The sequence below is a fragment of the Acinetobacter lwoffii genome, assembly GCF_019048525.1.
Classification (GTDB): Bacteria; Pseudomonadota; Gammaproteobacteria; order Pseudomonadales; family Moraxellaceae; genus Acinetobacter; species Acinetobacter lwoffii_K.
In genome coordinates this window covers 619596-634462 of sequence record NZ_CP077369.1, presented here as the reverse complement: position 1 = coordinate 634462, position 14867 = coordinate 619596, and the positions used below count along the sequence as shown (strand labels likewise).

At 41.7% G+C, this 14867-nt stretch carries 16 protein-coding genes; 12 read left to right on the top strand and 4 right to left on the bottom strand.

Going from position 1 to position 14867, the window contains the following annotated elements:
* Nucleotides 1-9: 9 nt before the first annotated feature.
* Both I6L24_RS03070 and I6L24_RS03065 read left to right on the top strand, forming a co-directional pair.
* Entirely contained in the window at nucleotides 10-2196 is a 2187-nt protein-coding gene (locus tag I6L24_RS03070; RefSeq protein WP_216986409.1) for a LysM peptidoglycan-binding domain-containing protein, read from the top strand.
* A gap of 9 nt (nucleotides 2197-2205) precedes the next feature.
* A complete protein-coding gene (locus I6L24_RS03065; protein ID WP_216986408.1) occupies nucleotides 2206-3078 on the top strand; it encodes a hypothetical protein in 873 nt (290 codons plus the stop codon).
* Between the two features lie 43 nt (nucleotides 3079-3121).
* On the opposite strand, the gene I6L24_RS03060 is transcribed toward I6L24_RS03065, so the two are convergent.
* Complete coding sequence (locus tag I6L24_RS03060) at nucleotides 3122-4042, bottom strand: Dyp-type peroxidase (RefSeq protein ID WP_216986407.1); 921 nt, start codon at nucleotides 4040-4042, stop codon at nucleotides 3122-3124.
* A 161-nt stretch (nucleotides 4043-4203) separates the two neighbouring features.
* Between I6L24_RS03060 and I6L24_RS03055 the strand changes: the two genes are divergently transcribed.
* Nucleotides 4204-4824 (top strand): LysE family transporter, encoded by a 621-nt coding sequence (locus tag I6L24_RS03055; RefSeq protein WP_121980230.1) that lies wholly within the window; start codon nucleotides 4204-4206, stop codon nucleotides 4822-4824.
* A 74-nt stretch (nucleotides 4825-4898) separates the two neighbouring features.
* Here I6L24_RS03055 and znuB read toward each other — a convergent pair whose 3' ends face one another.
* The 3 genes from znuB to I6L24_RS03040 are packed head-to-tail and all read right to left on the bottom strand — an operon-like array spanning nucleotide 4899 to nucleotide 6964.
* Entirely contained in the window at nucleotides 4899-5699 is an 801-nt protein-coding gene (znuB, locus tag I6L24_RS03050; protein ID WP_005105129.1) for a zinc ABC transporter permease subunit ZnuB, read from the bottom strand.
* 3 nt (nucleotides 5700-5702) lie between these two features.
* A complete protein-coding gene (znuC, locus tag I6L24_RS03045) occupies nucleotides 5703-6485 on the bottom strand; it encodes a zinc ABC transporter ATP-binding protein ZnuC (protein WP_004644858.1) in 783 nt (260 codons plus the stop codon).
* Nucleotides 6467-6964 (bottom strand): transcriptional repressor, encoded by a 498-nt coding sequence (locus I6L24_RS03040; protein ID WP_004280980.1) that lies wholly within the window; start codon nucleotides 6962-6964, stop codon nucleotides 6467-6469. The genes znuC and I6L24_RS03040 overlap by 19 nt, the downstream gene beginning before the upstream one ends.
* Before the next feature lie 146 nt (nucleotides 6965-7110).
* Between I6L24_RS03040 and I6L24_RS03035 the strand changes: the two genes are divergently transcribed.
* The 9 genes from I6L24_RS03035 (at nucleotide 7111) to atpD (ending at nucleotide 14860) form a co-directional block, all read left to right on the top strand.
* Nucleotides 7111-7947 (top strand): metal ABC transporter solute-binding protein, Zn/Mn family, encoded by an 837-nt coding sequence (locus I6L24_RS03035; protein ID WP_004280981.1) that lies wholly within the window; start codon nucleotides 7111-7113, stop codon nucleotides 7945-7947.
* Between the two features lie 174 nt (nucleotides 7948-8121).
* Nucleotides 8122-8514, top strand: coding sequence for an ATP synthase subunit I (locus tag I6L24_RS03030; RefSeq protein ID WP_004280982.1), 393 nt, complete (start codon nucleotides 8122-8124; stop codon nucleotides 8512-8514).
* Nucleotides 8515-8624: 110 nt separating this feature from the next.
* The gene (gene atpB, locus I6L24_RS03025) at nucleotides 8625-9500 is read left to right on the top strand and encodes a F0F1 ATP synthase subunit A (RefSeq protein ID WP_004644859.1); all 876 of its coding nucleotides are present in this window, start codon (nucleotides 8625-8627) and stop codon (nucleotides 9498-9500) included.
* Between the two features lie 85 nt (nucleotides 9501-9585).
* Nucleotides 9586-9831, top strand: coding sequence for a F0F1 ATP synthase subunit C (gene atpE / locus I6L24_RS03020; protein WP_000424060.1), 246 nt, complete (start codon nucleotides 9586-9588; stop codon nucleotides 9829-9831).
* Between the two features lie 39 nt (nucleotides 9832-9870).
* Nucleotides 9871-10341, top strand: coding sequence for a F0F1 ATP synthase subunit B (locus tag I6L24_RS03015; protein ID WP_004280990.1), 471 nt, complete (start codon nucleotides 9871-9873; stop codon nucleotides 10339-10341).
* Nucleotides 10342-10353: 12 nt separating this feature from the next.
* Nucleotides 10354-10890 carry a F0F1 ATP synthase subunit delta gene (locus I6L24_RS03010; protein ID WP_004644860.1) on the top strand — a complete coding sequence of 179 codons (537 nt, stop codon included), beginning with the start codon at nucleotides 10354-10356 and terminating at the stop codon, nucleotides 10888-10890.
* Between the two features lie 45 nt (nucleotides 10891-10935).
* Nucleotides 10936-12480, top strand: a complete 1545-nt coding sequence (gene atpA / locus I6L24_RS03005) for a F0F1 ATP synthase subunit alpha (RefSeq protein ID WP_004644861.1) — start codon at nucleotides 10936-10938, stop codon at nucleotides 12478-12480.
* A gap of 89 nt (nucleotides 12481-12569) precedes the next feature.
* Entirely contained in the window at nucleotides 12570-13439 is an 870-nt protein-coding gene (gene atpG / locus I6L24_RS03000) for a F0F1 ATP synthase subunit gamma (RefSeq protein ID WP_004644862.1), read from the top strand.
* A gap of 26 nt (nucleotides 13440-13465) precedes the next feature.
* Entirely contained in the window at nucleotides 13466-14860 is a 1395-nt protein-coding gene (gene atpD, locus I6L24_RS02995) for a F0F1 ATP synthase subunit beta (protein ID WP_004644863.1), read from the top strand.
* Nucleotides 14861-14867 lie beyond the last annotated feature (7 nt).

Below are 14867 nucleotides of genomic sequence, written 5' to 3'. Positions count from 1 at the left end.
AAAATAAAAATGACAAATAAGTCTTTAGCAACAGTACAAATTCTAGATTTGTTAGGAAATCCAATTCCTAAAGTTCAATATGAAGTCAAAAATAGTAAGACAGGTCAACATGTAGTACGGGGTTCTACCAATTCCAAGGGGTGCCTTTATGAAATTCAAAGAGACAAAGGAACGGTTTTAGATATATATGTCAAAAGCCTTTTAGGTGGAGGTATGAAAAAAGTTCAGACTTTCATAATGGCGAAAGACCGTATGCTGGTTACGGTTATAAGTCCTAAAATTCTCTTGGATTTAAAAACATTAGAAAATAATGAAAATAAAGGAAGTTATAAACGTAAAACACATAAGGTTAAAAAAGGTGAAACTTTATCATCTATTGCACAACAGTATCACACCACAATCCGAGTGCTCGAAAGGCTGAATGGGATAAAAGATGTCAATAAAATCAGCATAGGACAAGTAATTAAACTTCCAATTAATATGCCTGCTACAGGAAATAATACAAGTATTGATAGAAAGCCAAACCCTCAAAAAAATGCTTCTCAAAATAATAAGTCTCAATCATCAGAGAAAAGTAAAAAAGAGACTAAACAGGCTGATAAAGGAATTGTGAATACAGTTGAAGAGTATGAGAAGAAAGCATTAGAGCAGCTTAATGAATGGTATGAAGAAGGTAAGAAAGCTTTATCGGATGCAATAAAAATTGATATGAAAGAGGATCGCAGTCAGGATGGCGGAACACCGAAAACTGATACTTCCAATTTATGTAAAACTAATCCTCAATGTATATCTCAAGGCAAAAGTGAACTTATTAGAGAGGTTAATATCAGGCTAGCAGGCTTTGGTGGCGCATTACCTACAGATGAATTTACTCCTTTAACAGCGGAATGTATAAAGCAATTTCAACGGGATTATATGGGGGTTCCTGAAACTGGAAAAATATGCGGAAGTTTTTTAGCAGCTTTAGATAAGTTCCGTGATGAATATGGAATTGCAAATTTTATGACTAAAGCTAGTTGTCCCTGTGGTCAGTGTTCAGGTTATGGTAATAATAGAAGATGTATTAAATCTGGTTTGAATACTGCTAATGAATATCCAGGATTGCATAGATCTTTAATATGGATATTAAAAGCATTAAATTTTTATTTAAAAAATGAATTTAAATATAAAGGTCTTGAAGTGGCTTATATAGAATCTGGTTATAGATGTATAAATGATAATAAGAAAAAAGGCAGAACTACAGTAAATCATATGGGTTTAGCATTAGATATACATATTAATAAAAATGGGAAGAGGACTAAGGCTATAGAAGATATAGAGTTTATTAGAAAAAAAATTATGACTATAAAAATGAGAGCAAGTGAAGAAAGGGCTTCTGATAAAATATATTTAGAACCAAAAAAATTTAAGAGTGGAGCAAATGGAGCAACTACTTGGGTTCATTTTGATGTGACAAGATTCTCAAGTATTTACTTTAATGATGAATACTTCAAAAAAGAAATTAAAGATCTCAATGGAAATCCGGTAGTTGAGATTATTAAATCACTAAATATGAATTCTATTTTAAATTGTGCAGGAATAATCGTAAATACTTCTACTATTTCTAAAATAACAGATCAAACTATTGAGGCTCTGGTAAAAGAATTAGGTGATGCGATTGCTAGTGGTGAAGGTAGCTATGAAGCTTGGAATGCAGGAGCTCCAGAAGGAAAAAGAGTTAAATACGGAAAAATGAATGACTTGCCAGGTACAATCACTGAAAAAACTATTGATGAAATTTTAGACGCTGCGAAAAAATATAGATGGGATGACAATAGAAGAAGATTTGCCACTGGAAAATATCAAACAATTCCTTCTACTTTAGCAGCAGCTAAAGCGAGACTAAATTTGAGTGGTAATGAATTATATGATCCTGCTATGCAAGAAAGAGTCTTTAAGGAGCATTTATTAAGAGGTCGTTCATCTATCTACAGCTTGATTATTAAAGGTGATAAAACTGTAGAGCAGGCCATGGTTGATGCTTCGAAAGAGTGGGCTTCAATTGCTTTACCGAAGGGAGAAAAGAATAAATATGGAATTATTTCTGATGGTAGTATCGGTTATCATGAATCTAAAACGAATAAAGCAAATAAACATTCTACCGAAAAAGTTAAAGTTATATTTGAAAAAATTCATGCTTATCATTCAAATAAATAGGTTTTAAATATGAAATCCAAATTAATTTTATCATTGTTTTTTAATGGTTTATTATTTTCAAGTTGTACATACCCAAAAGAAAATATATTAATAACATCAAATAATGTATCAAGATGTTATTTTGAAAGTGAAGTTGTTGATTTTTGTTCTAGAAACAAGATTGAAATCTATAATCAACATATTAAAGATTTGCCTAATTTTTCAAATGATAAAATATTATTAATTTTAAATCATAATAGAAGTACAGGTAAAGGTGAAAGTAGAATTGTTAAGCTGATAGTTATATTAGATCCTCTAGAAAAAAAAGTAATTCCTGTGCCTCAGATGGTAGGTAATTTTATCGATGGTAATTTAAGGGAAATTAATGATGATCCTGCTATTATAAAATATAATAAAAAAGATGATAAATTTTGTTTATCAGGGACTACCTACTTTTTAGAAAATAATAATATTAATATTGAAAATGAATGTTATAAGTTTGAAAAAGGACGTGTAAATAAAATAGAGGGCTTAAGATTAAATGGTATTGAAGAATTTTCTAAGTTGCCCTATTCATCTGATATTCATTTTAAGTGTATAAATAATATTAAATTAAATCAATGTAATAACTTGAGATTAATATCTTCGCAAAAAATATTAAATAAGTATAATTTTATTAACCCTCAAGATGGAATGAGTGTTTTTCTGAAAGGGGAAAAAGATTTCTTTTTAATAGTATCTCCGTTTTTTGATGAAGGGGGAGCTAATTTAAGGATTATGAAAGTTAAAAATTTTAATTTAATTTCAGAAAAATATATTTATGCAGGAAAAAATGTAAATATTGATGGTGATTTAAACATAAAATATTTTGAAGGAAATAATAAAAAAGAATTCTCATTCTAAGAATAATTAATTTAAAAAGCCGGCTTCCACCGGCTTTTTTCTTTTACCCTTCCAAAACCTCTTCCAGTAACTCCTCACTCGGTGCAAAGTAATAGGCACCATCCAGAGGTGTTACAAAATGCAGCAGGCGGTCATGAATTCCATCACCAGATGTACCGAACATACGTTCTAACATAGCATCAATAATTTTCAGGTCTTTGGTGTAGGCAATAAAGAATAGACCCTGGTCGCCACGTCCGTCACCATATGGCAAGGAGTGACGCAGGATTTCCATTTCTTCACCTTCTTCATCTTCAACTACAGTACGTACCACGTGCGCATTTTCAGGTTTGACTTCATCATCCAATTCAATGGATTCAAGCTTGGTGCGACCCATAACCTGTTCCTGAGTATCAACTTTTAGCTTTTTCCATTTTTCCAGGTTATGCGCGTAACGCTGGGCAAAAATAAATGAACCATCTTGGAAAATACCTGAATCTTCACCTAATAATGCGACTTCAGCACGATCATCCGGGAATTGTGGATTTTCAGTCCCATCAATAAAGCCAGTAATGTCACGACCATCAAAATATCGGAAGCAAACTCGCTCATCCAGCACCTGAACCTGATCCTGAATGCCTTCAAAAAAAGCCTGACTGAGCGCAAAGCAGATATCAGCACGGGCACTGGCAATATGAATGATCATATCTGCTGGAACTGTTGGCATTTCAAATGAACCCTGAATAGGCGCAAGCTGTTTAAACCCTGCAGGACTTTGCGAATATAGGGTTGACCAAAGCTCAGGACCGAAAGCCACTGCCGTTTTAATTTGTGCTTGAGGGTGTTGCGTGATCAGCCGATCACGAGAAGTAAACAAATGTTCGAGTTGTTCTTTTAATTTTTCAATACTCAAATCTTTAAGACGTAACACAATAAAGCGGGCATGATCTGAAGGAAGTGGCAAGATTACCGATTGGGCTGTCATTCATGGCTCCTGTAAGGAAAGATCCTGTTTTTTAATGTACATATTGTGCCTGAAGCTATGCAGAGTGAATAGTGCAGTGCCTTATATTTAAGCAAGTTTTTAGCCTGATTTTATTGGAAAATTCATATAATATTGGGTGGGTTTTGCTGAGTGAAATGTTCATGTCCTATCAAATTTGGTTTGCCTATATGCTGGCTTGTTGGGTCATTAGTGTCTCCCCGGGCGCTGGGGCAATTGCTTCCATGTCGAGCGGACTAAATTATGGTTTTCGGCATGGTTACTGGAATGCGCTGGGTCTGCAACTGGCGTTACTGGTGCAGATTGCAGTGGTTGCGGCAGGTGTGGGAGTTTTGTTTGCGACAACCCCATGGGCATTTTTAGTAGTGAAATGGTTTGGTGTCGGCTATTTATTGTATTTGGCTATTTTGCAATGGAAAGCACCTGTACAATCTATCGAAATTAAACATGAATTGGCGCGAAAATCGAGAGGGAAACTGGTACTGCATGGTTTCTTGGTTAATATCACTAATCCTAAAGCCATCGTATTTTTACTGGCCGTCTTGCCGCAATTTCTGGATTTGTCTAAGCCACAATGGATTCAGTATTTGATTATGGCTGCGACAATGGTGACGATTGATCTGATTGTGATGGCGGGTTATACCGGATTGGCTGCTAAAGTTTTAAGGCTGCTTAGATCGCCGAAACAACAAAAAGTCATGAACCGGACTTTTGCCGGGTTATTTGCCGGCGCTGCATTTTTATTGAGTTTGGTGCATCAATAAAGAGTCTTTGCTCTCTCCTTAAAGGAGAGAGGCGGAATAGATCATTAGAAAATCATCATGATTTAACAGAAAGATTAATTCAGCTTTTTAAACTTCTGCACACAGAAGATCAGTGCAAATAGCACCGCCATGGTCAGTACAATGGTTAAACCAGTCGAAGTATTGAGACCGGCACTCGACCATAGGCCCACGGTCACCCCAATTTGCGCAATCACGAATGCCCAGATCACCATTTGTTTGGGTGAGTGTGCAAGGAGTCGTGCGGTCAGGGCAGGGATCACCAGTAATGCCCCCATCAAGAGTGAACCGACTGCTTTCAGCGCAAGCACGGTAAACAATGCCAATAACAACATAAAGATCAGGCGTTGCCATTTGGCATTTACACCTTCACTGACCGCCATGTCCGGATCAATTGCGATTTGAATCTGCGCTTGCCAGCTTTTATAGAGAACGGCTAAGGCCAGAATAATCACGATAGCAAAGGTGGGTAAGTCCGCCCAGGAAATCGTCAGTAGATCACCAAATAGATAGCTGAGAAGTTCCGGTCTTAAACTCGGTAAATGCTGAATGAACAATAGACCTGAGCAAAGCAGTGTTGCTGAACACAGCGCCAGCAAGGCATCATTCGGCAGGCGCGGATCATGCAGTACCCACAAAATCCCTACCAATAATAAGGCAATAAAAGTTACACCCATCCACAGCGGTAAACTTAAAGCCCCAGCAATGGCAACACCGAGTAAAGTACCGTGTGCCATAGTGTCAGCAAAAAATGACATACGTCGCCAGAGCATGAGACAGCCCAATGGGGCAGTCAGAAATACCAATAGCGTACCCATGATCCATGCAGGTAAAAGGAGTTGTAACCAATCCATCATGGTTTAAGCTTCCGGCTCGGGGTGAATATGAGGGCGTGAATCATGCTGACAGGGGGTGGCAGAATCGCCGTGCGCGCAATGATCATGATGATGTTGATAGAACACCCGATTGGTGCCAAAAATCGCCTGATATTCGGGATGTTGCTGCACGCTTTCCGGCAGGCCACTACAGCAGATATGCTTGTTCAGGCACACGACCCGAGTCGTACCTTGCATCACCCATTGCAGGTCATGTGAAACCATCAGTACGGCACAGCCATATTTTTCCGGCAAGTTACGCACATATTCATACAGTTCAGCTTCGGACTGAATGTCTAGACCCTGCATCGGTTCATCGAGGACTAAAATATCCGGCTGGCGTAATAAGGCGCGGGCCAGTAGCACCCGTTGACGTTCACCGCCAGACAACTGCTGCACTTTAGAATCTTGCAGTTTACTAATGCCGGTATCGCGAATAATTTCGGTTTTAATCTCGGACGGACACTTTTCTAGTGCCAATAAATCTTTCACCCGTAGCGGCAAGCTATGTGAGGGATTGAATTTCTGTGGCACATAAGAGAATTTGAGTTTGCGCGCAGTCTTGATCTCACCTGATTGCGGTTTCAAAATGCCCAGCATGACTTTAATTAAGGTCGATTTACCAGCACCATTGGGACCAATCAGTGTGACAATTTCTTTCTCTTGTAACGAGAAATCAATGGCTTTTAAGATATCGCGCTCATCGATTTTGACCCAGATCTTGGAAAGCTGAATCAAGGGAGATGCACTTAAGCTTTGTTGCGGCACTGCTGACAAATTCCTGAAATTTCGATAATGCTGTGATGTGCCGTGAAGTCGTCCGAGCTGGCCAGTGCATCGAGTTGATCGAGTAAGCCCTGAGCCGACGCTTCTTTCACGGCTTTACATTCGGTGCAGATTAAAAAAGCAGCCTGATGACCTTCACGCGGATGGCAACAGGGGATATAGGCATTGATCGAGGTCAGGCGATGAATCAGCCCTTTGCTTAATAAAAAATCCAGAGTGCGATACACCGTTGGTGGGGCTGCAGGACGATCACTGGCATTTTTCATTTGTGCCAGCAGATCATAGGCGCCCATCGGGCCATGCGCATTTAGAATGAGTTCCAGCACTTCTTTACGTAAAGGTGTAAGGCGTGCGCCGCTTGCTGCACAAAGACTTTCCGCTTCAGCAAGACGTTGTGCGACATTGGGATGGTCGTGCACGCCGTGCAATGCGTTGTGGTGTTCGTGCGAACAGGAACCCATAGTTCACCTCAAGTGCGAAACTGAAAATTAATAGATTTCAAATCTTAACATGAAGCGTTCTGAGTTTCGATTAGGCATAGGTATTTTTGTATTTTTGTTATATTATAACACTTCCTGATTTTATCGTTTTTAAGTGATTTCTACTCATGTTCCGTCTCCTTGCAATCAGTCTGCTGGCATTGTTCAGTACACTCAGTTGGTCACAAAGTCTGGTGGTGTCTACGCAGCCGATCTATCTGATTGCCAAGAAAATTACCCAAGGTGTGGAACAGCCGACTTTATTGCTGGCCAACCAAAGTGGACATGATGTGAGTCTGACTCCGGCGCATCGAAAAACTATTCAGAATGCAGGTCTGGTGATCTGGCTGGGTCAGGCGCATGAAGCACCCTTGGCCAAAGTGCTGAATGAAAGTAATAAAGGCATTGCACTGTTAGACTCGGGGATATTGACCACCTTGCCGATGCGTAATCCGCGTGGCGAGGCCTTGAAAAATACGGTAGACACGCATGTCTGGCTCGATCCGAATAATGCCGTACGGATTGGCTTCTTTATTGCGGCGTTACGTTCGCAACAACTGCCGGAACATCGTGAACGCTACTGGAAAAATGCCCGTGACTTTGCACAAAACATGTTTGCTACGGCTCAGCGTTATAGTTCAAGTAACAAAGCCAAACCTTATTGGTCTTATCACGATGCCTACCAGTATCTTGAGCGCCCACTCAATTTAAAATTCATGGGGGCATTGACCGATGATCCACATGTTTCACCAACGGTGGCGCAAATCAAGTTTTTACAGGATCATCGTCCACAGCGCAAAATGTGTCTGCTGGCCGAAGGTCATGCCAGTGAAAACCAGTACCGCAAACTCAATCCGGTACTGTTCCAGCATGTCGATGAAAGCATGAGCGGGGCAGGGGACTTTGTGCAGGCTTGGCAGCAATTGGCCGCCGAAACCCAGAAATGTGTACTAAATGCACGCTAATGATTTAAAAAATAGACAGATTTTGATTAGTTTAACAGCAGTGACCCGATTTAAAAAAACACGACTAAGGTCGGGAAAAGATTGCATGTTCAGGGGTGTAACTCTATAATGCCTGCGATTAAAAATAATCACCTGTTAAACTTGTCAAGCATGATTGCTGTGAGTGAATAAATAATGAGCCGAACTAGTCGCTTGATTGACCGACGATTAGCGAAAGCTTTGGTCCTCCTGCAAGCCTGTATGATCCCTGTTTCAGCCTTGATCGGCTGGGTCGTGAAAGACTCAACCGCAGCCTTGAGTGCAGCATTAGGTGCACTGGTATGTTGGCTCGCGACTTGTTATTTTTCGTGGCAATCGTTTCGAGCAGCAGGAGCCCGCGCGTCTAAACAAGTTCTTTCGAACATGTATAAAGGCTTGATGGGAAAGTTTGCCATTGTGATTGTTGGTTTCATTTTAATTTTAAGCAATGTTAAACCGTTGTCAGCGGTGGCGTTGTTTTGTGGTTTTATACTTGTTCAAGCCATGTCGTGGGTCGCTCCGTTTTGGGCGTCACGTCTACAAAAATGAGTATAAGCACAACAAGAAATTGAAAAGTTTTTCAGGAGCAGGCGAGATATCAAGCAGCACGCGATATTCGTTTATTCTATTAGTTTTTTGACATTGACCAGGTGTGATTTATGGCTGCTGAAGAACATGCCCTTACTTCGACCGAGTATATCAAGCATCACTTGACCAACATGACCTATGGCAAAATGCCGGACGGTACATGGAAATTGGCCGAGAGCGGTGCTGAAGCTCAACAGATGGGGTTCACTGCTATTCACTTGGATTCAATGGGTTGGTCTATCGGACTGGGTCTGATTTTCTGTTTGTTGTTCTGGTTGGTTGCGAAAGCAGCTAATGCTGGTGTTCCTACCAAGTTCCAGTCTGCAATTGAAATGATTATCGAGTTTGTAGATTCAAGTGTACGTGATACCTTCCACGGGAAGTCTCGATTAATTGCACCCTTAGCATTAACCATTTTCGTGTGGATTTTCCTCATGAACTTGATGGATTTGATCCCTGTTGACTTTATTCCTTATGTAGCTCAACACGCGATTGCTTCTATGCTGGGTGTAGACCCTCATCAGGTTTACTTTAAAATTGTTCCGACTACAGATCCAAACATTACCCTCGGTATGTCTATTTCTGTATTCTTCTTAATTATTTTCTATAGTATTCGTGAGAAAGGTGTTGGCGGCTTCGTTGGTGAGTTAGCACTGAACCCATTTAACCCAAGTAATCCAGTTGCTAAAGTGCTTTTAATTCCATTCAACTTATTGTTGGAATTGACTACTTTCTTGGCGCGACCAGTTTCATTGGCTCTACGACTGTTCGGTAACATGTATGCGGGTGAGTTAATCTTCATTCTTATCGCGTTATTACCGTTCTGGATCCAGTGGGCGTTGTCTGTGCCTTGGGCGATTTTCCACATTTTGATTATTACGCTACAAGCATTCATTTTCATGATGTTGACTATCGTGTACATGAGTATGGCAAGCGAAAAGCATTAATGGTATTGCCTAACTGTCAACGGATGGTTGGGCACACAATTTTTTAACTTAATTTGGTATAAAACCTAACCTCTGAGGAATTATCATGGAACTCACTTTAGGTCTAGTTGCAATTGCATCTGCTATCTTGATCGCTTTCGGTGCTTTAGGTACTGCGATTGGTTTTGGTCTTCTAGGCGGCCGTTTCCTTGAAGCTGTAGCTCGTCAACCAGAATTGGCTCCACAACTTCAAACTCGTATGTTCTTAATCGCGGGTCTTCTTGATGCTGTGCCTATGATCGGTGTTGGTATTGGCTTGTTCTTCATCTTCGCTAATCCATTTGTAGGTTAATCAGCTTAATTCCGAAATTCACTATTTGAGGAATTTGCAATGAATATCAACCTCACATTGTTTGGCCAAGCGATTGCGTTTGCGATTTTTGTCGCATTCTGCATGAAGTTTGTATGGCCACCACTAATCAATGCGATTAGTGAACGTCAGCGTAAAATCGCTGATGGCTTAAATGCTGCTGAAAAAGCGAAGGCTGACCTTGCAGATGCGCAAGCACAAGTGAAAGCTGAGTTAGACGCGGCAAAAGCACAAGCGGCTCAATTGATCGAACAAGCGAACCGTCGTGGTGCACAATTGATCGAAGAAGCGCGTACCCAAGCTGCGGCTGAAGGTGAGCGTATTCGTCAACAGGCTAAAGAAGCTGTTGATACTGAAATCAATGCTGCTCGCGAAGAATTGCGTCAACAAGTGGCTGCTCTTGCAGTAACTGGTGCTGAGAAAATTCTTAGCCAGCAAGTTGATGCAGAAGCTCACAATGCCATGCTGACTCAGCTGGCTGCTAAACTTTAAGAGAGGCGGATTATGGCTGAACTCTTGACGTTGGCACGCCCATACGCTAAAGCAGCATTTGCTTACGCTTCTGAGCAAAGTGCAACTGACTCTTGGTCAACAGCACTTGAATTGCTCAGTGCTGCGGTGCAAGACGAAGCATTTTCAGCTTATCTAAATCGCCCTGAGCTTACACCTGCTGAGCAGGTGGCTCTTTTTGCGAAAGTTTTAGGTGAAGACCAAACTGCAGCAGTGTCTAACTTCCTGACATTGCTTGCAGAGAATAACCGTTTGGTTCTTCTTCCTGAGATTGCAGCAGAATATGAGCAGCTTAAATCACAGAATAACAATACTGTGGATGTTGTGATTGAATCAGCATTCCCATTGACTTCTGTACAGGAACAACTTCTTACTCACGCATTAGAGAAAAAATTCGAAGCGGCGGTAAATGTTTCTGTAGAAGTTAACCCAGCGCTGATTGCTGGTGTAGTTATTCGTGCAGGCGACCAAGTGATAGATGATTCTGCGCTTAACAAGCTTGAAAAAATGCGTACTCGTCTTCTTGCTTAATTGCATTTAGAAGACTGAACTTTAAAAAGATTGAGGTATAGCGCAATGCAACAACTGAATCCATCCGAGATCAGTGCGCTCATTAAACAGCGTATCGGCGATCTGGACACCAGCGCAACCGCTAAGAACGAAGGAACCATTGTTATGGTTTCCGACGGTATTGTGCGTATTCACGGCTTAGCTGACGCTATGTACGGTGAAATGATCGAATTCGACGGCGGCCTTTACGGTATGGCACTGAACCTAGAACAGGATTCAGTGGGCGTCGTTGTTTTAGGTAACTACTTAAGCCTTCAAGAAGGTCAAAAAGCGCGTTGCACAGGTCGTGTATTAGAAGTTCCGGTTGGTCCAGAACTTTTAGGCCGTGTAGTAGATGCTTTGGGTAACCCGATTGATGGTAAAGGCCCTATTGATGCAAAATTAACTGATGCTGTTGAAAAAGTAGCACCAGGCGTAATTTGGCGTCAATCAGTGGATCAACCTGTACAAACTGGTTATAAATCAGTAGATACAATGATCCCTGTAGGCCGTGGTCAACGTGAGTTGATCATTGGTGACCGTCAAACTGGTAAAACAGCAATGGCGATCGACGCGATCATCGCTCAGAAAAACTCTGGCATTAAATGTGTATACGTAGCAATCGGTCAAAAACAATCGACTATCGCTAACGTGGTACGCAAGCTAGAAGAAACTGGCGCTATGGCGTATACAACTGTTGTAGCTGCAGCTGCAGCTGATCCAGCAGCAATGCTGTATCTAGCTCCGTATTCTGGCTGTACAATGGGCGAATACTTCCGTGACCGCGGTGAAGATGCGTTAATCATTTATGATGACTTGTCTAAGCAAGCTGTTGCTTACCGTCAAATTTCATTGCTTTTACGCCGTCCACCAGGTCGTGAAGCGTATCCAGGTGACGTGTTCTATCTACACTCGCGTCTACTTGAACGTGCTTCTCGTGTATCTGCTGACTACGTTGAGAAATTCACTAACGGTGAAGTTAAAGGCCAAACTGGTTCATTAACTGCATTGCCGATTATTGAAACTCAAGCGGGTGACGTATCTGCATTCGTACCAACCAACGTAATTTCGATTACTGATGGTCAGATCTTCCTTGAAACATCATTATTCAACGCAGGTATTCGTCCTGCTGTGAACGCGGGTATCTCTGTATCTCGTGTTGGTGGTTCAGCGCAAACTAAGATCATCAAGAAATTGTCTGGTGGTATCCGTACTGCTTTGGCGCAATACCGTGAATTGGCAGCATTTGCTCAGTTCGCTTCTGATCTTGACGAAGCAACTCGTAAGCAACTTGAACATGGTCAACGTGTAACTGAGTTAATGAAGCAAAAACAATATGCTCCTTACTCAATTGCTGACCAAGCTGTTTCAATTTATGCATCTAACGAAGGCTACATGGCTGACGTAGACGTTAAGAAAATCGTAGACTTTGATGCTGCGTTGATTTCTTACTTCCGTTCAGAACATGCTGCGTTAATGCAACAAATCGATGCCTCTGGTGATTACAACAAAGACATCGAAGCTGCAATCAAAGCAGGTATTGAAAGCTTTAAAGCGACTCAAACTTACTAATTTCAACCTCTGTTGAATTTAGTGTCGGTTTGGTTCACGGAATCAACCTTCGGAAGCTCGCAAGGGCTTTCGAATACTAGGTTAAGCGTATGGCAAATTTAAAAGAAATTCGCGCCAAAGTAGCTAGTATCAAGAGCACGCAGAAGATTACTCGAGCGATGCAAATGGTAGCAGCTTCTAAGATGCGTCGTGCGCAAGAGCGCATGGCTCAAGGCCGTCCGTATGCCGAAAATATGCACCGTGTAATTGCTCATTTGGTCCAAGCGAATCCTGAATACAAACACCGTTATATGGTTGAACGCCCGGTTAAGCGCGTTGGCTATATCATTGTGTCTTCAGATCGTGGCCTTGCTGGTGGTTTGAACATTAACCTGTTCAAGAAAGTGGTTAAACACGTTCAACAGCAACAAGAGCAGTCAATTGAAGTTCAATTTGCTTTAATTGGTCAAAAAGCGGTTTCGTTTTTTAAAAACTACGGCGGTAAAGTGCTTGGTGCGACGACGCAAGTCGGCGATGCTCCAAGTCTTGAGCAGTTATCTGGTTCTGTACAGGTGATGTTGGACGCTTATGATAAAGGCGAGTTAGATCGTATTTATCTGGTGTCAAACGGCTTTGTCAATGCCATGACTCAAAATCAAAAAATCGAACAACTTGTTCCTTTGGCTGCTGCTGAAGAAGACAAGAATCTGAACCGTCAATACGGTTGGGATTATATCTACGAGCCTGAAGCTGAAGAGCTTTTAAATGGCTTGTTGGTTCGCTATATCGAGTCTGTGGTGTATCAAGGTGTGATTGAAAACATCGCATGTGAGCAGTCTGCACGTATGGTCGCTATGAAAGCAGCGACAGACAACGCAGGCGAGATCATTAAGAGCCTGCAACTTATTTATAACAAGCTGCGTCAAGCCGCGATTACTCAGGAAATTTCTGAGATCGTTGGTGGTGCCGCTGCCGTTTAACATTATTTTGAATTGAGGAGACAGCAATGAATAGCGGTCGTATCATTCAGATCATCGGCGCGGTTATCGACGTCGAGTTTGAACGCAACAGCGTTCCTAAGATCTATGACGCTCTCCAAGTAGATGGTACTGAAACTACTTTAGAAGTTCAGCAACAGCTTGGTGATGGCGTAGTTCGTACTATTGCAATGGGTTCTACTGAAGGCCTTAAGCGTGGTTTGAACGTAACTAACACTAACGCGCCGATTTCTGTACCAGTAGGTACAGCGACTCTAGGCCGTATCATGGACGTTCTTGGTCGCCCGATCGACGAAGCTGGTCCTGTTGCGACTGAAGCGCGTTTACCAATTCACCGTCAAGCGCCTTCTTATGCAGAACAAGCGGCTTCTACTGATCTTTTAGAAACTGGTATTAAAGTCATCGACTTACTTTGCCCGTTTGCGAAAGGTGGTAAAGTTGGTCTGTTCGGTGGTGCCGGTGTTGGTAAAACTGTAAACATGATGGAGTTGATCAACAACATCGCGAAAGCTCACTCAGGTTTATCTGTGTTTGCTGGTGTTGGTGAGCGTACTCGTGAAGGTAACGACTTCTATCACGAAATGAAAGATTCTAACGTTCTAGACAAAGTAGCAATGGTCTACGGTCAGATGAACGAGCCACCAGGTAACCGTTTACGCGTAGCGTTGACTGGTTTGACCATGGCTGAATATTTCCGTGATGAGAAAGACGAAAACGGTAAAGGCCGTGACGTACTATTGTTCGTAGATAACATCTATCGTTATACACTAGCGGGTACTGAAGTATCAGCACTTCTAGGTCGTATGCCATCTGCAGTAGGTTACCAGCCTACACTTGCAGAAGAGATGGGTGTTCTTCAAGAACGTATTACATCGACTAAGTCTGGTTCTATTACGTCAATCCAAGCGGTATACGTACCTGCCGATGACTTGACAGATCCATCACCTGCTACAACGTTTGCTCACTTGGACGCAACTGTTGTATTGAGCCGTGACATCGCATCTTCTGGTATTTACCCAGCGATCGATCCACTAGACTCAACTTCACGCCAGTTAGATCCGTTAGTTGTTGGTCAAGAGCATTATGAAATTGCACGTTCTGTACAGAACGTATTGCAACGTTATAAAGAGCTTAAAGACATCATCGCGATTCTTGGTATGGACGAGCTTGCTGAAGAAGATAAACTGGTTGTTTACCGTGCGCGTAAAATCCAGCGTTTCTTCTCTCAACCGTTCCACGTAGCTGAAGTATTTACTGGTGCTCCTGGTAAATTAGTATCTCTTAAAGAAACGATTCGTGGCTTTAAAGGTCTTCTAGCTGGTGAATACGATCACATCCCAGAACAAGCGTTCTACATGGTTGGTGGTATTGACGAAGTTATTGCTAAAGCCGAGAAACTTTAATTAGCTA